The organism is Nocardia pseudovaccinii NBRC 100343, from assembly GCF_001613225.1.
Lineage (GTDB): Bacteria > Actinomycetota > Actinomycetes > Mycobacteriales > Mycobacteriaceae > Nocardia > Nocardia pseudovaccinii.
On record NZ_BDBY01000172.1, the window covers coordinates 14,942 to 35,646 of the forward strand.

The following is a 20,705-nucleotide window of genomic DNA, read 5'->3' on the forward strand; positions in this document are numbered from 1 at the left end:
GATGACCACCCTGGAAATCAAGGACCTGCACGTCGAGGTCGCCAACCCGGACGAGTCCGGTGAGCCCATCAAGATCCTCAAGGGCGTGAACCTCACCATCAAATCCGGTGAGACGCACGCGATCATGGGCCCGAACGGCTCCGGCAAGTCGACGTTGTCGTACGCGATCGCCGGGCACCCGAAGTACACGGTGACCTCCGGTTCGATCACCCTCGACGGCGAGGACGTGCTCGGGATGTCGGTTGATGAGCGGGCGCGCGCGGGTCTGTTCCTCGCCATGCAGTACCCGGTCGAGGTCCCCGGTGTCTCGATGTCGAACTTCCTGCGCACCGCCGCCACCGCGGTCCGCGGCGAGGCCCCCAAGCTGCGCACCTGGGTCAAGGAGGTGAAGGAGTCGATGAGCGAGCTGGAAATCGACGCCGCCTTCGCCGAGCGCAGCGTGAACGAGGGTTTCTCCGGCGGTGAGAAGAAGCGCCACGAGATCCTGCAGCTGGGTCTGCTCAAGCCGAAGATCGCCATCCTGGACGAGACCGACTCCGGCCTGGACGTCGACGCGCTGCGCATCGTCTCCGAGGGCGTCAACCGCTACAAGGAGCGCGAGAACGGCGGCATCCTGCTGATCACGCACTACACCCGCATCCTGCGCTACATCCAGCCCGAATTCGTGCACGTCTTCGTCGGCGGCCGCATCGTCGCCGAGGGCGGCGCCGAGCTGGCCGAGGAACTCGATGCCAACGGGTACGTCCGCTTTACGCAAGTCTCACCCACCCCGTTGGCTTCGCCGACTGCCGTCCCCCAGTCCGCTACCGCTGGAGCCTGATATGACCGCCACGGTCCGCACCCTCGATGTCGCCCGGATCCGGGCCGACTTCCCTATCCTGAGCCGCACGGTTCGGGACGGGAAGCCGTTGGTGTACCTGGACTCGGGCGCGACCTCGCAACGTCCTCTCGCCGTGCTCGACGCCGAACGTGAATTCCTCATCGAGCGCAATTCGGCCGTACACCGCGGTGCACACCAGCTGGCCGAGGAAGCCACCGACGCGTACGAGGGTGCACGCGTCGATATCGGCCGGTTCGTCGGTGTGGACGCGGACGAGATCGTATTCACCAAGAATGCGACCGAATCGCTCAATCTGGTGACGTACGCGTTCTCCGACGACCGCTTCCCGTACCACGTCGGTCCGGGCGACGAGATCGTCATCACCGAGCTCGAGCATCACGCGAATCTGGTGCCTTGGCAGGAGCTCGCCCGCCGGACCGGTGCGACCCTGAAGTGGTACGGCATCACCGACGACGGCCGGATCGACCTCGACTCGTTCGAATTGTCGTCCGCCACCAAGGTTGTCGCGTTCACGCATCAGTCGAATGTGACCGGCGCGGTCAGCGATGTCGCCGAATTGGTTCGCCGGGCAAAGGAAGTCGGCGCGCTCACCGTGCTCGATGCCTGCCAGTCGGTGCCGCATATGGCGGTGAACTTCCGTGAGCTCGGCGTCGACTTCGCCGCGTTCTCCGGGCACAAGATGCTCGGCCCGTCCGGTGTCGGCGTGCTCTACGGGCGGCGTGCGCTGCTCGAGGAGACTCCGCCGTTCATCACCGGCGGCTCGATGATCGAGACCGTCACCATGGAGGGCAGCACCTACGCGCCGCCGCCGCAGCGGTTCGAGGCCGGTGTGCCGATGACCTCGCAGGTGGTCGGATTGGGCGCGGCCGTGCGGTATCTCGAACAGATCGGCATGGATGCCGTTGCGGCGCATGAGCACACGCTCACCGGTGCGGCGCTGGAGGGCCTCGCGGCGATCGCGGGCGTGCGGATAATCGGACCGACCGAGAATATCGATCGCGGCGGCGCGGTGTCGTTCGTGGTCGAGGGCATCCACGCCCATGACGTCGGGCAGATTCTCGACGATGAGGGCGTCGCCGTGCGAGTCGGTCACCACTGCGCCTGGCCGCTGATGCGTCGTCTCGGCGTGCCCGCCACCGCCCGTGCGTCCTTCGCGGTTTACAACACCCTCGACGAGGTAGACCAGCTGGTAGCCGCCGTGCGGAAGGCCCAGAGCTTCTTCGGAGTTGCATAAGACATGCGCATGGAGCAGATGTACCAGGAAGTGATCCTGGATCACTACAAGCACCCGCATCACCGCGGACTGCGGGAGCCGTTCGGTGCCGAGGTGCACCACGTCAACCCGACCTGCGGTGACGAGGTGACCTTGCGCGTCCAGCTCGACGACAACGGTGATGTCGCCGATGTGTCCTACGACGGCCAGGGCTGTTCGATCAGCCAGGCCGCCACCTCGATCCTCACCGATCAGGTGATCGGGCTGCCGGTGCAACAGGCGCTCAAGGTCGTCGACTCGTACAACGAGATGATCTCCAGCCGCGGCACCATCGAGGGCGACGAGGACATGATCGGCGACGGTATCGCGCTGAGCGGAGTGTCCAAGTACCCGGCACGGGTCAAATGCGCACTGCTCGGCTGGCTGGCGTTCAAGGATGCGGTGATCCGGATATCCTCTGCGGAAGAGGCCAAGCGGACCATGGGCAGCGACATCTCCACGAATGGAAAACGGCATGAGTGAGACACCAGTCACCGAAACGACCGAGCAGGTCGAACTTTCGGCCGAGGAAATCAAGCAACTCGAGGACATCGAGGAGGCGATGCGCGACGTCGTCGACCCCGAACTCGGCATCAATGTCGTCGACCTCGGCTTGGTCTACGGTATGAGCGTCGACCAGGACAATATCGCCACCCTCGATATGACCCTCACCTCGGCGGCCTGCCCGCTGACCGATGTCATCGAGGACCAGTCCCGCAACGCCCTGGTCCGCTCCGGCTTGGTCGAAGACCTCAAGATCAACTGGGTCTGGATGCCCCCGTGGGGCCCCGACAAGATCACCGAAGACGGCCGCGAACAACTCCGCGCCCTCGGTTTCACCGTCTAGCACCACGAATCCGGCCGCGCCCGAACCCATTCGCAGCGACCCCGACCATCCGGTCGGGGTCGCTGCGTTTCCGGCCGTCGTCACATTTCCCGGCCGGGCATGGTCATAGCGGTGGCGGGCAGATGCCCGTCGCCGCCGCATCGCGGTGGATGACCTGCGGAAGAGGGAACATGTCGCAACGCTTGCGGTCGGAGCGGGTACGTACCGGGCTCTACTGGTTTCTCGGATTGGAGTTCTTCGTCGGCTGCGCGACCAAGTTCTGGCCCGGGTCTACGTTTTTCGGGCCCGCCTATTCGGAGAAGTTCGCGGAGTGGGGATTTCATCCGAACATGCGGTTCGTGGTCGGTGGGCTGGAGTTGATCGCCGCTGTGCTGCTGGTGCTTCCGCGCCGGGAGAGCAGGTTCTTGGGCGCGGCCATGCTGGTGTTGGTGCTGACGGGTGCGGTGACCACACACCTCACCGATGACGCGCCGTTCTGGCAGGGCACCTCGGCGCCGATTCATCTGGTGATCATGGTGGTTGTCGCGCTGGCGAATTGGCCGGCGGACTGGCGCGATGTGGTGCCGCCGTGGGGCTCGTCAGCCTTGGCGGCACGAGGAGGTGTGGCGCTGGGGGATCGCTGACCGACGGGTTGTCCAGCTCTGGTGATACAAAGATTTGGACAATTCGGATCGGAACGGTCAGGATTTCGATCCGAAGCTATTTTCGGAACTGGGGAGCGCAACACATGTCACTATCGTCCAAGGCTGCCATGGGTCTGGTGGCCGCGTCCGCGGGTGCGTTCGTCGCCGCCGGTGCAGGCACCGCACAGGCGGACGATGGCCTCTACGGCTCATTGGCGATTTCGGTCTCGTCGCGCGGCGACGCGACCCTCGGATGGGCATACAACTACTCGAACTGGGCGGATTCGGACCGTGCCGCGGTGCAGCAGTGCGGACTGTCCAGCTGCCATGTCATCGTGCAGTTCGCCAACGCGTGCGCCGCCGTGGCCCGCAATGGCGATGATCACCTGGGCTGGGCCTGGGCGCCGACACGGGCCGAGGCCGAGCAGCAGGCGATCGCCAATGCCGGGCCGACCGCACCGCCGCCGCTGCTGAACTTCGGCAGTTCGGCGCCGCGCGAACCGCGCATCGTCGATTCGCAGTGCACCGCGAACGCGGGCTGACGGAAAACCGAGTGCGCTCTCGACGTGATCGGCGTCGAGAGCGCACCTGGCTGTGGCCGCGCCGGTGGATCAGCGGCGCAGCACCTTTCGGGCAATGAAATTGCCCAGGAACTGAAATCCCCTGCACACCGACGACAATGATCAACGTCGCGACCAGGGTGACCTGCCAGTCGAAGCGCTGGTATCCGTAGACCAGCGCGAAATCACCGAGCCCTCCGCCGCCGACCGTGCCCGCCATGGCGGACATATCGACGATGGCCATCACCACGAAGGTGTAGCCGAGCACCAAGGGCCCCAACGCTTCCGGGATCAGCAGTGTCAGAATGATCCGCAGCGGCCCGGCGCCGACCGCCCTGGCCGCCTCGATGACGCCCGGATCCACCGTGACCAGATTCTGTTCCACTATGCGAGCGATACCGAAGGATGCCGCCACGATCATGACGAAGGCAGCGGCATCCGTACCGATCGTCGTCCCGACCACTTCCAGGGTGACCGCACCGAGTGCCGCGAGCAGAATGATGAACGGAATCGGCCGGACCACATTCACCAACACATTGAGCAGCACATTGATCGGCGCATTGGCCAGCAGTCCGCCTTTGCGGGTGGTGTAGAGGGCGGTGCCGAGGAACAGCCCGATCAATCCGCCGACCACGAAGGTGAGCAGCACCAGATAGATGGTGGTGCCGACGGCCTCGGTCAGTACCGGCCGGAGTTTGTCCCAATCCGTATGCACGGCTAGCCTTTTCAGCCGACGCGGTGATCGAGTTCTTCGACCACCTTGTCCACATCGTCATCCGAACCGTGCAATGCCAGAGTCACGCTGCCGAACGTCTTGTCCTGCAACGTGCTCACTCCGCCGTACACCACCTCGAACTCGACACCCGCATGCGCGGCGACGGCCAGTGCCGCTCCGATCCCACGTTTGTCGTCGATATCCACGGTGACCAACCGTCCACCGTGCATCTCACCGAGTCGCCGCAGTTCTTCGGCGTCGGGCCGATTGCGCAGCACGGTCTCGACGAACGACTGTGTCGGCGCCGCCTGCGGGGTCGCGAAAACCTCGAAGGTACTGGCCAATTCGACGATCTTGCCTTCGGCGAGCACCGCGACCCGATCGGCCACCGCGCGGATCACATCCATCTCGTGCGTGATCACCACAATGGTGACGCCGAGTTCGCGATTGATCTTCTTCAGCAGCCGCAGCACCTCACCGGTGGTCTCCGGGTCCAGCGCCGAGGTCGATTCATCGGCGAGCAGCAGTGACGGCGAGGTCGCCAGTGCCCGCGCGATGCCGACCCGCTGCTTCTGACCGCCCGAGAGCTGATCCGGATAGCTGCGGGCCTTGTCGGCGAGCCCGACGAACTCCAGCAACTCCTTCACCCGTGCCTTGCGCTCGGCACGCTTCCAGCCCGCGACCCTGAGCGGATATTCGATATTGCCTGCGGCCGTTCGCGATCGGAACAGGTTGAACTGCTGGAACACCATGCCGATATCCCGGCGGATGCGGCGCACCTCGGCCTCCCGCACACCCGTGACGGGCGTCCCGGCGACTTCGATGGTGCCGGTGGTCGGCTTTGAGTGGCGCTTACTCCGAAGTGCGTCGGGTGCTCGCCGCGGCGAAGGCCCGTGCCGCCTCGCGGGTGGCATTGGTATTGGGTTGCAGGGCACGGGAACCGGCGAGTTTCGTACGCAGGTGTTCGGCGACGGTGATCGGGGCGTATTTACTTCCCTCGCCGAGGCAGGACGGGAGTGTTTCGATGACGGCGTCCGGATTGCCGTCGTGGAAAAAGGCCGCGCTGCGGCGTCTTTGGATGGTTCCGTCGGTGATCGGCGGCATGACGCGGTGCAGGGTGGAGAGCCAGCGTTCGTTGGTCCAGCGCGCCATCACGTCGCCGAGATTGACCAGCAGGGCGTTGTCGGCGGGTTGCACGTCGTGCCAACGGTCATCGGCGCCGACGACCTGGAGACCGGGGACCCGGTCCGCCCACAAGACGGTGACGATGCCGTAGTCGGTGTGTTCGCCCATACCGGTGAGTTCGTCGTCGAGATCCACGGTGCCCGGCGGGAGCGCGTAGTTGTTCATCCGCAGGACGTCGAGGGAATGGTCGGTGAACCTGGTGAAGTAGCCGGGCGGCAGTTCGAGGGCGTCGGCGAAGATGGTGGTGAGGGTTCGTGCGATGCGGGCGGCGTGCGCGAAGTAGGTCTCCACGGGTGCGCGAAAGCCGGGAATCTCTGTCGGCCACAGATTCTCGGCGTAGTCGCTCGCGGACAACTCGACCTCCGGATAGGCGGCCGCGGAGATGCCCACATTGAATGCCTCGAAATAATCGTTCATGCGGGTGGCGTACGCGCCGCCGAGGCTCAGGCTGAGGCTCTCGCTTTTGGGCGGTGAATAGCCGCGATTGATTTCGGGCGGGGTGCGATAGCCCTGTTTGGTCACCGGTTCGAGGTCGAAGAAGCTGTCGAGTGCGGCCGCGAAGTCGTCGAGCGCCGGTTGTGGGATGGCGTAGCCGGTGATCTGTATGAAGCCGACGGTGCTCGCGGCGGCGTCGATCGCGCGGGCAACCGCCCGGCGTTCGGCTGCGGAGCCATCGCCGACATATGACGAGATATCGATGACCGGTACTTGGAATTCCACGGCAGTGTCCTTCCCTCGACAACATCTTGATAATAGGCGACAGCGATGAATCCGCCTCGAGCCCGCCGAGGTGCTACTGGTCATCGCCCATCCATCCTGATTCCGCTGGTGCGATTCGCCAGCGCGGGCGGCCCGCAGCGGCGATGATTTCCGGGTGGACGACATCACGTATCGGGACACCCGGCTCGCACTGCACGCGGTGGGGGAATTGTTGATCGCGGGCCCACAATATCGGCGCTTCGGGACCATCCGGCTACGGGTGGTGCACGGTGGTTTCGGCGGTGCGCAGTGGCCGGTGTCGGTGGTCGGCACCGATTTGGTGTGGCCGGAGGGCCGGGTCGCGCTCGCGGGCACCTTCGACAAGGTCGCCGCCGCCGCGGGCTTCGAACCCGAGGCACCGGCCGATGTCTACGCCGATACCACCGGAGTCGACCCCGGCGATCAGCTCGCTGTCGATTCGGAGGCGGCGGGGCTCATCGCGGACTGGCTCGCGCTCGGGGATTCGACTCTGCGCTGCACGGCGCCCGATGTCATTCCGGTGCTGTGGCCGGAGCATTTCGATCTCTCCAGCACGGTCAATGAGGTCAATTACGGTGTGTCACCGGGTGATTCGGCGCATCCGGGTCCGTATGCCTATGTCGGCCCGTGGACGCCGCGCACCGGCGAATTCTGGAATGCCTCGTTCGGCGCACTGCGCTCGCGCGAGGAGGTGAACAACGCCGCCGCCCTGCTCGATTTCTTCGAAGAGGGCAAAGCGCGGGCCGCCGACTCCTGACGATACCTGGCGAGCGAATGCAGGTAGGCGCTGGTGGTTTGATCGGCAGGAAAGTAGGACTCGATGGCGATCTCGTCGAGGGTCACGTCGAAGGCCGCACCGAACCGCATGATCGTATTGAACAGCGACAGCTGCGTGCCGTGGTGGTCGAGATGGATGGGCAGCGCGACCTCGGACGGATCTACCTGCGGCAAAACGCCTTCCGGCGCGAAAGCGCTCAATTCCGTGTGTAGCGAGGCCAATTCGGGATCGCCGGACAGCGTCGCCTGCCGGGCGAGCCGAGGCAGCAGGAACCCGCGCACCTGTTCGATATTCCGTACGCGTGGCGCGAAACCCTTGGGGTGCAGACCGATTCGCATCATATTTATCGGTGGTCCCAACAGCTCCGCGGCCACACCCTCGAAGAACACCTCGGCCGCCGTGTTGGCGAGCAACAGATTCCACTGCCGATCGATGGCCAGCGCGGGAAACGGTTCGTGGGCATCGAGTACGCGCCGGACCGCGGCGCGCGCCTGCGCAAGATCTGGATCGTCGAGTGCGCGATGCCGGTATGTCGGCGCGTATCCTGCCGCGACCAGCAGCCGATTGCGTTCGCGCAACGGGATGCCCAGATGTTCGGCGAACCGCTCGACCATCGCCGGGCTGGGAATGGTGCGCCCGGTCTCCACGAAACTCACATGCCGCGTCGAGATGCCCGACCGCACGGACAATTCGAGCTGGCTGAGTCGGCGCCGCAACCGCCACTCACGCAGCAGCGCTCCGACGGGGCGTTCGCTATCCACCCCGCCAGTATCACCACACCACGCGAGCAGTCGCCATTACATGGCTGGTAATCGACAGGTTTACCGTGCGCTTGCGAGGGTTACCGCCATGACGAACAACCTGGCAACCCACAATAGGGATCTCTTACTCCACGGCCTCGCGGAGTTCAATGCGGGCAATATCGAGATACTGCGAGACCTGTTGCACGAGAACTTCATCGAGCACAGTCCGGGCAATCCGTCCGGCCGTGACGCCTTCATCGAGTTCATCGCGAACGCACCGGTGGCCGCGGCCCGGCTGGATATCAAACGGGTCATCACCGATGACGAATATGCGGTCGTGCACTACCACATGATCGCGCCCGACGACGTCCACGGCGCTGCGGTGGTGGATATCTGGCGGCTGGTCGACGGCGTGATCACCGAGCACTGGGATGTCGTACAACCGGTGCCCGACGCCGACCAGCTCCCGCACGGCATGTTCTGATCGGCGCTGGCGGGCGCCGCGCCCCTCACCGGCCAGTCGGCCGCGGCGGATCAGCGCCCGCTTCGTGCCCGGCGGTACCGGTCCATGCCGCAAGTTGCCAGGAGTGTGCGGGTAGTCGGTTATGCGCCCTTGCGGGCAGCTGCTTTCTTCGCGGTCTTCTTGGCGGGCTTGGCGGCGGTCTTCTTGGCCGCAGACTTTGTGGCCGTTGTCTTGGTGCCCGCTGCCTTGGTGGCCTTCTTCGCCGGTTCCGCTTTGGCCTTGGGCTTGGCGGCTGTCTTGCCGGAACTCTCGGCGGTCCGTCGTCCACTGGCCTCCAGGCTGCGTTGCAGTGCGGCCACCAGGTCGACGACCTCTGCGTCCATCGCGGCGGGCGCCTCCTCGGGCTGACTGACCACCTTCCCGGTGCCGCTGGCGATGGCCTCGTCGAGCACCTTCTGCAACTCGATCTGGTACTCGTCGGTGTATTGCTCGGGATCGAAATCGTCGGACATGGTCTCGACCAGCGTCTCGGCCATCTTGATCTCCTGCGGCTTCGGCTCGGCCACACCGTCCAGGGATTCGAATTCGACGGCACGGACCTCATCGGGCCACAGCAGCGTCTGCAGCACCAGTACGCCGTCGCGCACCCGCAGTGCCGAGAGTCTGGTCTTCTGCCGGAGCGTGAAGTGTACGAGCGCGGTCCGATCGATGCGTTCCAGAGTGGTCGCCAGCAGGACGTAGGCCTTGGGGGTATTCGAGTCGGGTTCGAGGTAGTAGCTCTTCTCGAACAGGATCGGGTCGATCTGGTCGTTGGGTACGAACTGCAGCACCGGAATCTCGTGCTTCTCGGCGGCGGGCAGCTTCGAGAAGTCCTCGTCGGTCAGGATGACCTTGTCCCCCTCGGGGGATTCATAGGCCTTGTCGATATCGGCGTATTGCACGGACTTGCCGCAGACCGTGCAGACGCGGTCGTATTTGATCCGGCCACCGTCCTTGGCATGCACCTGGTGAAACCGAATGTCGTGGTCCTCGGTGGCTGTGTACACCTTGACAGGGACGTTTACCAGCCCGAACGCAATCGAGCCCTTCCAGATAGCTCGTGCCATCACTCCATCATGGACGAACCGATTCGAATAGGCGAGCGAATCGGAATCCCGAGTGTCGCGGTCGCGACGCGCCGACGCAGCGGTGCGGGCAGGGCGGTGAAGAGCGTGCGCATGGCGGCCACGGTGCCGCCCAGATCGGTGCGGCCCGATAGATAGGCCCGTTGCAGTTCCGGCGGCAGGGTGAAGAAGGCATCGAAGAAGACAGGTAGGTCGGCGGGCGGCAGTGCGAGCAATGCGCGCAGACCCGCCGACCGCAACGCGTGTACCGCTCGCGCCCGGGCAGGCCATGCCGACGCATCGCGGGCGACGGTGTCGGCGGCGGCGAGCGAGGCGGTGACGCTGTAACCCGTTGCGGGATGGGTGAATGCGCCCGCCGCGCCGAATCGTCGCTGTCCGGGGTGGCCGCCCTGCACCGGGAAACGCACGCGCTCGATCGGTTCGGTGCCGGTGAGTTCGATTCCGCGCGAGCGCAACCGGTGGTGCAGGCGGTCACGCAGCACCGCGGTGTCGAGGGCGGGGCGTCCGGCGAGGCAGGTCTCCTCCAGCAGCATCGTCTCCGCGCTCAGCGGCACCGCGTACAGAAACGACCGTGGCGCATCGGGTTCCGCGCCGTTGTCCAAGCGCCAGTCCATGAACAGGGGTTCAATGTCGGCGTCGCGTCGCGCGACCATGCCGTACGCGGTTTGCTCGGCGAGTTCGGGGGAGCGGGCAATTCCTCGTGCGTCGATAACACGTTTCGCACCGAATATTGTTTCCGAAGCCAAAGTCACTGTGTTGTGCCGAATTTCGGCAACCCGATCGGCAACTATTTGTGCACCGTCGAGATTCAGCGAATCCCGCAACCGCGCGGAGTCGAAGACGACATAGGTTCGGTCGAGTCGATGCGACCTCGTGCCCCACGCCGTCGGATACTGCACGGTGGTGGCGATAACCGACGGATCCAGCCATCCCGGCAGCTCGTCATACCATCCCGCATACGTCGCCGACCAGGGTCGATCCGGCACCGGATCGATTGCGGTGACCGACATTCCGTGCGCGAGACAGCGGTGCGCGAGTGCGCGACCGGCGGGCCCGAGTCCGCAGACGATGAGGTCCGCGGTCATCGCATTTCCCATGCGAAACGCGGATGCCGGTGTGGCACAGCGAGTTCGGTGGTGTGCATGGCGGACCCCCTTCGTTGTCGGCGTGGTTCGTCGGTCGTGCGGAGCTTACTGCCGGGCGGTTCGTCACCGTTGCGCTGTGATAGTTCACGGATATCGACGGTGACATTCTTCATAATGCGATCATGTCAGATCTCCCTTTTCCAGCAACTATGTGACTCGTCAGTAGCACCGTGCTGTCATCTGGCTGGTCACCTTGTCCGGTGCGCCGTATGCTCGGCGTCGTGGAACGGATTGCCCAGGGTCGGGCAATCCGGATCCGATTACCGAAATCAATGTTGATTTCGGAACCTTCTGTTCTCGCGATCGCGTGGAACGGAATTCCCGCATCATCTGCCCGCGGCCATTGTCGTGCCAGCCGGGGAGTTCGTGCTGCCCGTCTCTGTCGAAAGGACCGCTACGGTGAATTCTTCCCGATTACGCGCCCTGGGAGCCGCCCTTCCGGTCGGCGAATACACCACTTCGGAAGTACTGAGCCGGATGACGAGCGGCGGCGACTTCGACGTCGAGCGAATTACTGGCATCGGTCATCGCTATATGGTCGACCGCACCAGCGAGGACACCATGACCCTCGGCGCGCGGGCCGCGCAGGACGCGCTTGCGAAGTCCGGATTGGTCGCCGCCGACCTGGACATCATCATCTGCGGTGGCACCACCGTGCACGACGGATTCCATATGGTCTTCGAACCGTCGGCGGCACAGGAGATCGCCCGGCGCATCGGCGCGGTCAATGCGTCCGGTTACGACGTGGCGAATGCCTGCGGCGGCACCATGACCGGAATCTATCTGCTGGACAATCTGATTCGCGCGGGTGCGGTGCGCAATGGCATGGTCGTCACGCCCGAGGTGATCTCGCCGGTGACCGAGGGCGCACTCGCCGAGGCCGTCGATGTGCGCGATCCACAGTTCGCCGCACTCACTCTCGCGGATGCCGCGGTCGCGGTCATTCTGGACCCCGCGGTGGACGAGGAAGACGTACTGCACTACGTCGATCTGACGACCTGCGCCGAGTACTCGCCATTGTGTATTGCCAAACCGAGCGATGCCAGCGAGAACATGATCATGTTGACCGATAATCTCACTATGCAAGCCGCGCCGCGCCGGGAAACATGGGCGAAATTCCATCGCGATATCCTCGCAAAACGCGGCACCACATTCGCCGACGAGAAGTTCGACTTCATCGTGTTCCACCAGCTCGGCGTCGGATTCACCGAGAAGCTCGCCGAATCCGGCAGCAAGATTCACGGCACCGCGATGCCGCCGCGGCTGGCAACCGTCGAAAAGTATGGCAACACCGGAGCAAGTACGCATTTCCTGGTGCTGCACGACTACATTTCCCGAGGCGAGATCCCGAAGGGGGCCAAAATCTGTTTCGTGCCGACGGCCTCAGGAATGGTATTCGGTGTCCTTTCGGCAACTATCAGCGCATTGGTGGGATGAAATGACGTTCATTATTCGGCGGTCCGCCGTCAGCGCCGACCCCACCCTGGGTTCCATAGACCACGCCGTGCGGGCGGGCGGGGAGTGCCTCGCGGGCGGGGGCGTCGACCCGAACGATATCGACGTGCTTATCAATGTCGGCGTCTACCGCGACAGCAATATCGTCGAACCGTCCAATGCGGCGCTGATCCAGAAGGAATTGGGGATGCACCTGGACTACCAGGTCGGCTCCTCGCGGGCGGGATTCTCGCTCGATCTGCGTAACGGGGCCTGCGGCGTGCTCAACGCATTGCAGGCCGCGGGTGCGCTGCTGGAGAACGGCACGGTCGAGCGGGTGCTGATCGTCGGCAGCGACGCCCACCCCGGCGGCGTCGGACACGCACCCGCCGACTTCCGCTATGCCGCGGTCGGTGCCGCGTTGCTGGTGACCAAGGGGATCGATGAGGGCACCGGCTTCGACCGCGTGCATATCCCGGCGCCGCTGCCGCGCGCGGTCGGCACCCATCCCGGTATCGCCGGATACCTCGATCTGAAGGCGATGGGTGACGACGGACAGCGCTCGATCACCGTCGATGTCGCCGACGACTACGCGGAATTGGTCAGCGGCGCAGCGTTTGCCGCGGTCCGCCCGTACCTGGCCGAACGTCCGGAGGGGCAGCGCGTACTGGTCACCAATAACCCGGTGCCCGACTTCGCGACCACTCTGGCGAGCGAATTCGGTTTCGTCCGAACCCATCAGGCCGCGACCGGCGACCTGGACGCGGGCAGCTCGGGTTTGATCATCGCCTACCACCAGTTGCTCGAGGCCGGTGAACTGTCGGCCGGTGACGAATTGCTCCTGGTCGCCGCGGGATCCGGTCCGATCGCAGGCTGCGTGAGCTACACCGTTCCCGTCGGCGGTGCGGGGTGAGCCAGCAGCCCGCGGATCTGAGCGCGCTGCTCGAGCATCAGATCCGGCAGCGCGCCGACCTGCCCGCCATCAGCTATCCGACCGTCGCTCATCCCGAACGTGCCAGGCGTGCAACGGATCTCGGATTCGCGACGCTGACCTTCGCCGAACTCGGCGCTCGGGTCGAGGCCTATGCCGCGGCCTTCGAACGGATCGGAATCAGCAAGGGCGTCAAGACCATCGTCATGGTCGAGCCCGATCCCGATCTGTTCGCGGTGATCTTCGCGCTGTTCCGGGTCGGGGCGGTGCCGGTGGTGGTGGATCCGGGTATGGGCGTGCGTCGCATGCTGCATTGCTTCCGCAGTGTCGGTGCGGAGGCGTTCATCGGTATACCGCTGGCGCATCTGGTGCGGCTGGCGGCGCGGCGCACCTTCGGTTCGGTGCGGGTGCATGTGACGGCCGGACGCTCGTTCTGGGGTGGGCACACCTTGCTCGCCATGCGGCAGACGCCCGGTGCGGCCGCACCCGAAATCGCCCATGGGCCAGACGATCTGTTGATGATCGCATTCACCACCGGCAGTACCGGACCGGCCAAGGGGGTGGAGTTCACCAGGGCCGGATTCGCCGCCTCGCTGCGGGTGATCGAGCAGTTGCACGGCCGCCCAACGGGTTTCGTCTCGCTGACCTCGGTACCGCTGTTCGGCATCTTCGATCTGCTGCAGGGGGCGCATGTGGTGCTCGGGCCGGTCGATCCGGTGCGGGTGTCCAGGGCCGATCCGGCACTGGTCACCGATGTGGTCCAGAGTTTCCAGGCCACCGATGTCACCGCATCGCCCGCCCTGCTCGGTCCGCTCGGCGAATATCTGACAAGAACCGGGATCACGCTGCCGAGTCTGGTTCGGGTCATCTCGATGGGCGCGCCCGCGAACCTCGATGCGCTGGTGGGGGTTAGGACCGCTCTCGGTGAGTCCGCGCGCGTCTTCACCACCTACGGTGCGACCGAGGCACTGCCGCTGACCACCCTCGAATGGTCCGAACTCGACGAAACCCGCAAGCAGACCGCCGAGGGCGCGGGCACCTGCGTCGGCCGCCCGATCGCGGAATCCGACAGCGCTGGGTCCGAGAACGAGGCAAGAGTGCGGATCATCGCCGTCTCCGATGACGAAATCCCCACCTGGCGCGAGGACCTCGTGCTGCCGCAGGGGCAGATCGGCGAAATCGTCGCCACCGGTGCGCAAGTCAGCACCGCCTATCACCGCAACCGGGCCGCCGATGCCCGCAACAAGATCGACGAAACCCGCCCGGACGGCACTGTGCGCCGCTGGCATCGCGTCGGCGATCTGGCCTGGCAGGACGAGTCCGGTCGGCTGTGGTTCTGCGGCCGCTCGGCGCAGCGGGTCCGCACCGCGGCCGGTGACCTGTTCACCGTGCAGTGCGAGCAGATCTTCAATACCCACCCGGATGTGCACCGCACGGCGCTCGTCGGTGTCGGCGAGCCGGGTGCGCAGATCCCGGTGCTGTGCTTCGAATTGCGGTCCGGGGTGGCGGAATCCGAGATCCCACGGGTCCAGCGGGAGCTGTGGTCCGTCGCGCGCGAGCGCGAACTCACCAAGTCCATCAAGGTATTCCGCGCCCATCCTGGGTTCCCGGTCGACATCAGGCACAACGCCAAGATCGGGCGCGAGGAGTTAGCCGTATGGGCCGGAAAGGGTATGAGGCCATGAAGGCATTGGTCACCGGGGCAACCGGATTCCTCGGCAGCCATCTCGTCGACGCCGCGGTGGCGGCCGGTGATGAGGTGCGTGCCGTCGTCCGGCCGTCGAGCGATCTCGGCTACCTGTCGACGGTCCCCGAACTCGAAGCGGTGGCAGGCGATCTCGGCGACTACGAATCGCTGGTCACCGCGTGTAAGGGCGTCGATGTGGTGTATCACAGCGCCGGGCTGGTCGCCGAGGTCGGTAGCCGGGCGCAGTTCTGGGAGGCCAATGTCGAGGGCACCCGGCGGCTGATGAAGGCCGCGCAGGAGGCCGGTGTCGGCCGGTTCGTCTTCGTCAGCAGCCCCTCGGTGGCGACCTCCTATGACACCGACCGCTTCGGCATCGACGAGTCCGAGCCGTACGTGACCGCCCCGAAGAGTCTGTACGTGGAGACCAAGGCCGCCGCCGAACAACTCGTCCTGGCCACCAACACCCCGGATTTCGTGACCTGCGCGCTGCGACCGCGGATGATCTGGGGACCGCGTTCCTCGGGTTGGATGACGCTGCTGTTGCGAAAGTTGAAGTTCGGCAAGCTGCCCGATCTCTCCGGCGGCAAGAACATCATGGTGTCGATCACCTACTGCGAGCACGCCGCGCAGGCCTGCCTACAGGCGGCGCGCTCGGATCAGGTCGCGGGCAATGCCTACTTCCTCGCCGATCCCGAGGATGTCGATCTGTGGAAGTTCGTCAAGGATCTCGCCGTCGCCTTGGACCTGACGCCGCCCACCCGGACCATCCCCAAACCGGTATTCGACGCCGCCATCGCGGTTTTCGACACCATATGGCGGGTACCGGCGATCAAGGAGCGCTACGCGCCGCCACTGTCCAGCTGGACCACTGCGGCACTGACCGTCTCCAGTACCTATGACACCAGCGCGGCCACCCGGGATTTCGGCTACGCGCCGACTGTCTCGCTGGCCGACGGACTGGCGGCCTACGTCGACTGGGTCGGCCAGACCGGCGGCGTCGACGCCGTCATCGCTCGCGGATGACCAGGAGACTCGCATGATGACCACCCGGCTCGCCAGCCGCCCGACCGGCACGAATGCGGTGCCGACCGCACCGGGGGCATTACCCCTCATCGGCCATTCGCACCGTCTCGCGCGCAGGCCGTACCGCTTCCTGCAGACGTTGTCGGACCTCGGGCCCGTGGTGCGAGTGAAGATTCCGGGTTACGACACCTACGTCGTCACCGAACCGGACCTGATCCGCGAGGCATTCGTCGGCCTGTCCGATCAGGGTGCGATGATCGATCGCGCGGAGGCGCTGCTCGGCGCGGGCGTGACCGTGCTGTCGGGCCCGCAGCACAAGCGGGAGCGCCGGATGATCGCCCCGGCCTTCGCTCGCGGCCGCATCGCGCAGTACGCCACCGTGATGACGCGTCTGGGCGCGGAACAGGCCGATGCCTGGCGTGACGGTCAAATGGTGGTCGTCAATGCCGAGATGCACGATCTGGCGCTGCGCACCGTCGCGGGGGCGCTGTTCAGCGGCGACCTCGGCGCGGAGACCGGCGCGGAAATCCACGAGATGCTCACACCGGTCATGACGCTGCTCGCCCGCCGCGTCACCCGCCCGGCCTGGATCGACAGGCTGCCACTGCCCGGCAACCGGCGCTTCGAAGGCCTTGTCGCCGGGATGAAGTCGGCGACCAGCAAGATCATCGCCGCCTACCGTGCGGACCTGGCCGCGGATCCGAACCTGGATCACGGCGACTTGCTGGACACTCTGATCAAGGCCCGCGACGAGGACGGTGTCGCGCTCACCGATGCCCAGGTGCACGACGAGCTGATCAACTTCCTGGTCGGTGGTACCGAGGCCACCGGCATGACGCTGTCCTGGGTCTTCCACGAGCTGGGCCGAAATCCCGAGTTGGAGGCCGCTTTCCACGCGGAGATCGACGGGGTGCTCGGCGGCCGTCCGGCCGAATTCGCCGATCTCGGCCGACTCGATCTGACCAAGCGGATCGTCACCGAAACCCTGCGCATGTACTCGCCGTGGCTGACCGTCCGCGATGTGCCCGCGAACTATGAACTCGGCGGCACCGCGTTGCCGCAGGGCGCGATGTTGCTGGTGTGTCCCGTTGCGGTACACCGGGATCCGGCGATCTTCCCGAATCCCGGCAAATTCGACCCGGACCGCTGGCTGCCTGCGGCAATGGAGTCCCGGCCCAAAGGCGCGTACCTGCCGTTCGGTATGGGCACGAGGCAGTGTCCGGGAAACGTGTTCTCGCTCACCGAGGTTGCCCTCCAGGTTGCTACGATCGGCGGGCGCTGGCGCCTGCGCCCGATGCCCGGTATCGCGGTGCAAGAGACGGTGATCGGCGCCTTGGTGCACCCGAAGTATCTGCCGATGCGGGTGGTGGCCAGGCAGGTGCAAACCGGGCACGTCGCGGATTCGTCAGGGAGCGAGCGCGGCGCGGCTTAACGAGTGATGAGGGTGTGGCGGTGTTCGAACTGACCAAGCAGCGCAGCAAATGGATTCTCGGCGTATTCGCCGGTCTCGCGCTGGTAATGGGGATGCTCAGCTCGACGTTGTTCGACAAAGTGCAGGGCGGTGGCTACAGCGATCCTGGCGGCGAATCCAGTCGGGCCACCGAGATTCTGCGCGATACCTTCGGTCAGGCGCCGCCGAACTTCGTGCTGCTGGTGCACAGCGACACCTCGGTCGACGACCCCGAATCGGCAACGGCCGCAGTGAAATTGGCGCTGAAGCTGAAGGATGAGCCGGGCGTCGCGGGTGTCATGTCGTACTGGATGGACAAGTCGCCCGCATTGCGCAGCGCCGACGGCAAATCAGGGCTGATCGTCGCGAGCATTCTCGGTGAGGAGGGTGCGGTCGATCAGAAGGTCGGCGGTCTGGCGGATCGCTACGGTGGCACGCACGGGCCGGTGCAGGTGCGCGTCGGCGGTTACGCGATGTTGTTGCACGAGACGGTGCAGCAGAGCGAAAAGGACGCCGTCCTCGGCGAATCCATCGCCTTCCCGATCACACTGATCGCCCTGCTGTTCGTATTCGGCGGGTTGGTGGCGGCCAGCCTGCCGCTGGTCGTCGCGGCGGTGACCGTGATGATCACCATGGGCGCGCTGTGGATGATCACCCTGGTCACCGATCTCGCCGCGACCGCGACCAATGTCGCCACTCTGCTCGGTCTCGGTCTCGCGATCGACTACAGCCTGTTGATCATCAGCCGCTACCGCGACGAATTGGCCGCTGGCGCCGCAACCGGTCCCGCCGTCGCCGCGACCATGCGTTCGGCCGGACGTACCGTGGCCTTCTCGGCGGTCACCGTCGCGGTCGCGCTGTCAGGACTGCTGTTCTTTCCGCTGCTCGCGGTGCGTTCCATGGGTTATGCGGGTCTGGCGGTCGCGGCGATCGCCGCGACGGTGTCGCTGACGGTGCTGCCCGCGATTCTGCTGCTGCTCGGCAGCCGCATTGATCGCGGCCAACTCGGTTGGTTCTTTCGACCACAACGCCCCGCGCCCGGTGAGGGCTTCTGGCATCGGCTCGCGGTATTCGTGATGCGCAAGCCGATGCCCATCGGCTTGGCGGTCGCGGCCTTCCTGCTGCTGCTCGGGACCCCCTTCCTCGGTGTGAAACTCGGTTTCCCGGACGAGCGGGCATTGCCGGAGTCGATGAACAACCGGCAGATCACCGAGACCATCCAGCGCGAATTCGCCGCCACCGACACCAATGGACTTTTCGTCGTACTGCCCGAGGGCAAATCCGGGCTGGACGCCTACGCCAGGAAACTATCCGAAATCGACAATGTCCGTCGCGTCGACACCGCCACCGGCAGCTACGCCCACGGCGGGCAACTCGCCCCGGCTATGGCGCAGCACGCGCGCTTCGAAACCAAGGACGCCGCATACCTTTCGGTGACTCCGGACACCAGCGATCCGGCGCTACTGGATCGGGTGGCCGAGGAGTTGCGCGCCGTGCCCGCGCCCGCACAGCGGTTGGTCGGCGGTATCGCGGCCGCGAGCGCCGATTCTCTCGATGCGGTGACCTCGGCGCTGCCCGTGGCACTGGCCTACGTCGTGATCATCATGCTGGTCGTGCTGTTCCTGCTGACCGGCAGCGTGGTGCTGCCGCTGGTCGCGATCGTGCTCAGCGCACTCAGTCTGACCGCCACCTTCGGTGCGCTGGTCTGGATCTTCCAGGACGGGCACCTGTCCGGCCTGCTCGATTTCACCGTGACGGGGGATCTGCCGCCGACCGTGCCGGTCATGCTCTTCGGTGTCGCCTTCGGTCTGGCAATGGACTATCAGGTATTCCTGCTGTCACGGATCCTCGAAGAATACGAACGCACCGGCAAGAACGAATCCGCGGTTGCCCACGGGCTCGAGAAGATCGGTCGCATCGTCACCGCCGCCGCAGTCCTGATCTCCCTGGTGTTCCTGGGATTCCTGGCCTCGGACATCACCTTCATGAAGTCCTTCGGCATCGGGCTGCCGCTCGCGGTGCTGGTCGATGCGACCCTGGTCCGCGGCTTCCTGCTGCCCACGGTGATGAAACTGCTCGGCGACTGGAACTGGTGGGCGCCCGGCCCGCTCGAAAAGCTGCACGAGCGTTTCGGATTCGACGAAGGACCTTCCGCGCCGTCGCTGCCCGATCCGGACGACCTGCGCCAGCCAGCCCGAGTATAGAAACGCCGATGGCCGTGCGGAATTCGCCGCACGGCCATCAGTTCTGCTGGGACGGTTCAGATTCCGCCGGTCGACAACAATCCGCCGTCGACGCGGATCGTCTCACCGGTGATCCATTTGGCTTCGTCCGAGACCAGGAATCCGATCAGCTGCGCCACATCCTCCGGCGCACCGAGCCGCTTCATCGGGTACACGCTCGCGGCCCGCTCCTCATCCGCCGAGTACAGCGCATCGGCGAACTTGGTCTTGATCACGCCCGGCGCGACCGCGTTCACCCGGATATTCGGGCCCAGCTGCCAGGCCAGTTCATCGGTGAGCCGGATGAGCGCGGCCTTGGACGCGCCGTACGCCGCGATCACGCCGGTCGAACGCAGACCCGCGACACTGGCCACATTCACCACCGCACCGCCGTGATCGCGCATCCAAGCCTTGTAGGCCTCCTGCACGTACCCGAGTGCGGCGACGACATTGACGTCGAAGATCTTGCGCACCGCCTCCAGATCCGCATCCATGAGCGAGCCGTAGACGGGGTTGATACCGGTGTTGTTGATCAGGATGTCGAGCGAGCCGAATTCCGAGACCACGCGACTCACCGCGGTGGCACGGCTGTCCGGATCACCCGAATTGCCCGCCAGCGCGCTGACCTCGCCCCGATGGCCGAGCGCCCGCAGCTCGGCGGCCGCCTCCTCGAGCGGTTCCGGCTTGCGGGCGGTGATCAGCACATTTGCGCCGCGGCGCAGCAGCTCCGCCGCGACGGCCTTGCCGATGCCCCGGCTGGCTCCGGAAACGAGTGCGCTCTTGCCCAACAGATCGGTCGTCATGTGATGGCACGCTACCTCTGTTTGAATACGCCGAGTGGACCCGGTCGGGTTTGTGCGATTTCGATCCGGAGCGACTGTTCCCACCGACGGGGACCTAATGGTCGATGTGTGGCGCCTAGCTGCGATTAAGCTGCCGGAGAG

The 20,705-nt window shown here is 65.4% G+C and carries 18 protein-coding genes and 3 pseudogenes; 14 read left to right on the forward strand and 7 right to left on the reverse strand.

Translation table 11 applies throughout. The annotated features are described in order from the left end of the window. The first annotated feature begins 1 nt into the window (after position 1). From sufC to NP3_RS20805, 6 genes are all read left to right on the forward strand, one after another. Positions 2-820: a Fe-S cluster assembly ATPase SufC gene (gene sufC / locus NP3_RS20780; RefSeq protein ID WP_063043262.1), complete on the forward strand. Its 819-nt coding sequence runs from the start codon at positions 2-4 to the stop codon at positions 818-820. A gap of 1 nt (position 821) precedes the next feature. After that, positions 822-2,075, forward strand: a complete 1,254-nt coding sequence (locus NP3_RS20785; RefSeq protein ID WP_063043263.1) for a cysteine desulfurase — start codon at positions 822-824, stop codon at positions 2,073-2,075. A 3-nt stretch (positions 2,076-2,078) separates the two neighbouring features. Then, the gene (gene sufU / locus NP3_RS20790; protein WP_063043264.1) at positions 2,079-2,576 is read left to right on the forward strand and encodes a Fe-S cluster assembly sulfur transfer protein SufU; all 498 of its coding nucleotides are present in this window, start codon (positions 2,079-2,081) and stop codon (positions 2,574-2,576) included. Continuing rightward, a complete protein-coding gene (locus NP3_RS20795; RefSeq protein ID WP_063043265.1) occupies positions 2,569-2,940 on the forward strand; it encodes a metal-sulfur cluster assembly factor in 372 nt (123 codons plus the stop codon). Before sufU ends, NP3_RS20795 begins: the two co-directional genes overlap by 8 nt. A gap of 170 nt (positions 2,941-3,110) precedes the next feature. Then, the gene (locus NP3_RS20800) at positions 3,111-3,563 is read left to right on the forward strand and encodes a DoxX family protein (RefSeq protein ID WP_063043266.1); all 453 of its coding nucleotides are present in this window, start codon (positions 3,111-3,113) and stop codon (positions 3,561-3,563) included. Between the two features lie 128 nt (positions 3,564-3,691). Continuing rightward, entirely contained in the window at positions 3,692-4,105 is a 414-nt protein-coding gene (locus NP3_RS20805) for a DUF4189 domain-containing protein (RefSeq protein WP_063043267.1), read from the forward strand. Between the two features lie 69 nt (positions 4,106-4,174). Here the strand turns inward: NP3_RS20805 and NP3_RS20810 are convergent. The 3 genes and pseudogenes from NP3_RS20810 to NP3_RS20820 all read right to left on the reverse strand — a co-directional run bounded on the left by NP3_RS20810 (position 4,175) and on the right by NP3_RS20820 (position 6,743). Beyond that, positions 4,175-4,838, reverse strand: a pseudogene (locus NP3_RS20810) (methionine ABC transporter permease). An 11-nt stretch (positions 4,839-4,849) separates the two neighbouring features. Beyond that, positions 4,850-5,680: pseudogene (locus NP3_RS20815) on the reverse strand (methionine ABC transporter ATP-binding protein); the annotation flags it as partial. Between the two features lie 10 nt (positions 5,681-5,690). Beyond that, the gene (locus tag NP3_RS20820; RefSeq protein WP_245721045.1) at positions 5,691-6,743 is read right to left on the reverse strand and encodes an isopenicillin N synthase family dioxygenase; all 1,053 of its coding nucleotides are present in this window, start codon (positions 6,741-6,743) and stop codon (positions 5,691-5,693) included. A 154-nt stretch (positions 6,744-6,897) separates the two neighbouring features. Between NP3_RS20820 and NP3_RS49855 the strand changes: the two genes are divergently transcribed. After that, positions 6,898-7,518, forward strand: a complete 621-nt coding sequence (locus tag NP3_RS49855) for a hypothetical protein (protein ID WP_063043268.1) — start codon at positions 6,898-6,900, stop codon at positions 7,516-7,518. 23 nt (positions 7,519-7,541) lie between these two features. Here NP3_RS49855 and NP3_RS46865 read toward each other — a convergent pair. Further along, positions 7,542-8,300, reverse strand: a pseudogene (locus NP3_RS46865) (MmyB family transcriptional regulator); the annotation flags it as partial. 88 nt (positions 8,301-8,388) lie between these two features. Here NP3_RS46865 and NP3_RS20840 point away from each other — a divergent pair. Then, the gene (locus NP3_RS20840) at positions 8,389-8,766 is read left to right on the forward strand and encodes a nuclear transport factor 2 family protein (protein WP_063043271.1); all 378 of its coding nucleotides are present in this window, start codon (positions 8,389-8,391) and stop codon (positions 8,764-8,766) included. 119 nt (positions 8,767-8,885) lie between these two features. Here NP3_RS20840 and ku read toward each other — a convergent pair whose 3' ends face one another. Continuing rightward, positions 8,886-9,851: a non-homologous end joining protein Ku gene (gene ku / locus NP3_RS20845; protein WP_063043272.1), complete on the reverse strand. Its 966-nt coding sequence runs from the start codon at positions 9,849-9,851 to the stop codon at positions 8,886-8,888. Continuing rightward, positions 9,851-10,954, reverse strand: a complete 1,104-nt coding sequence (locus NP3_RS20850; RefSeq protein ID WP_245721046.1) for a lycopene cyclase family protein — start codon at positions 10,952-10,954, stop codon at positions 9,851-9,853. The genes ku and NP3_RS20850 overlap by 1 nt, the downstream gene beginning before the upstream one ends. Before the next feature lie 459 nt (positions 10,955-11,413). Here NP3_RS20850 and NP3_RS20855 point away from each other — a divergent pair, with 459 nt between their 5' ends. From NP3_RS20855 to NP3_RS20880, 6 genes are read left to right on the forward strand one after another with little or no spacing between them, the layout of a single operon-like run. Continuing rightward, positions 11,414-12,451: a 3-oxoacyl-ACP synthase III family protein gene (locus NP3_RS20855; protein WP_063043274.1), complete on the forward strand. Its 1,038-nt coding sequence runs from the start codon at positions 11,414-11,416 to the stop codon at positions 12,449-12,451. A gap of 1 nt (position 12,452) precedes the next feature. Next, entirely contained in the window at positions 12,453-13,361 is a 909-nt protein-coding gene (locus NP3_RS20860) for a beta-ketoacyl-[acyl-carrier-protein] synthase family protein (protein ID WP_063043275.1), read from the forward strand. After that, a complete protein-coding gene (locus NP3_RS20865; RefSeq protein ID WP_063043276.1) occupies positions 13,358-15,064 on the forward strand; it encodes a fatty acid CoA ligase family protein in 1,707 nt (568 codons plus the stop codon). Before NP3_RS20860 ends, NP3_RS20865 begins: the two co-directional genes overlap by 4 nt. Beyond that, positions 15,037-16,089, forward strand: coding sequence for an NAD-dependent epimerase/dehydratase family protein (locus NP3_RS20870; protein WP_063043277.1), 1,053 nt, complete (start codon positions 15,037-15,039; stop codon positions 16,087-16,089). The genes NP3_RS20865 and NP3_RS20870 overlap by 28 nt, the downstream gene beginning before the upstream one ends. Before the next feature lie 13 nt (positions 16,090-16,102). Then, entirely contained in the window at positions 16,103-17,521 is a 1,419-nt protein-coding gene (locus NP3_RS20875) for a cytochrome P450 (protein WP_063043278.1), read from the forward strand. A 20-nt stretch (positions 17,522-17,541) separates the two neighbouring features. Continuing rightward, positions 17,542-19,743 (forward strand): MMPL family transporter, encoded by a 2,202-nt coding sequence (locus NP3_RS20880; protein WP_063043295.1) that lies wholly within the window; start codon positions 17,542-17,544, stop codon positions 19,741-19,743. 56 nt (positions 19,744-19,799) lie between these two features. On the opposite strand, the gene NP3_RS20885 is transcribed toward NP3_RS20880, so the two are convergent. Next, complete coding sequence (locus NP3_RS20885; protein WP_063043279.1) at positions 19,800-20,564, reverse strand: SDR family oxidoreductase; 765 nt, start codon at positions 20,562-20,564, stop codon at positions 19,800-19,802. Positions 20,565-20,705 lie beyond the last annotated feature (141 nt).

Coding starts and splice junctions, on each gene's coding strand:
- sufC (WP_063043262.1), top strand. CDS start 2: ATGACCACCCTGGAAATCAAGGACCTGCACGTCGAGGTCGCCAACCCG.
- NP3_RS20785 (WP_063043263.1), top strand. CDS start 822: ATGACCGCCACGGTCCGCACCCTCGATGTCGCCCGGATCCGGGCCGAC.
- sufU (WP_063043264.1), top strand. CDS start 2,079: ATGCGCATGGAGCAGATGTACCAGGAAGTGATCCTGGATCACTACAAG.
- NP3_RS20795 (WP_063043265.1), top strand. CDS start 2,569: ATGAGTGAGACACCAGTCACCGAAACGACCGAGCAGGTCGAACTTTCG.
- NP3_RS20800 (WP_063043266.1), top strand. CDS start 3,111: ATGTCGCAACGCTTGCGGTCGGAGCGGGTACGTACCGGGCTCTACTGG.
- NP3_RS20805 (WP_063043267.1), top strand. CDS start 3,692: ATGGGTCTGGTGGCCGCGTCCGCGGGTGCGTTCGTCGCCGCCGGTGCA.
- NP3_RS20840 (WP_063043271.1), top strand. CDS start 8,389: ATGACGAACAACCTGGCAACCCACAATAGGGATCTCTTACTCCACGGC.
- ku (WP_063043272.1), bottom strand. CDS start 9,851: ATGGCACGAGCTATCTGGAAGGGCTCGATTGCGTTCGGGCTGGTAAAC.
- NP3_RS20850 (WP_245721046.1), bottom strand. CDS start 10,954: ATGACCGCGGACCTCATCGTCTGCGGACTCGGGCCCGCCGGTCGCGCA.
- NP3_RS20860 (WP_063043275.1), top strand. CDS start 12,453: ATGACGTTCATTATTCGGCGGTCCGCCGTCAGCGCCGACCCCACCCTG.
- NP3_RS20870 (WP_063043277.1), top strand. CDS start 15,037: ATGGGCCGGAAAGGGTATGAGGCCATGAAGGCATTGGTCACCGGGGCA.
- NP3_RS20875 (WP_063043278.1), top strand. CDS start 16,103: ATGATGACCACCCGGCTCGCCAGCCGCCCGACCGGCACGAATGCGGTG.
- NP3_RS20885 (WP_063043279.1), bottom strand. CDS start 20,564: ATGACGACCGATCTGTTGGGCAAGAGCGCACTCGTTTCCGGAGCCAGC.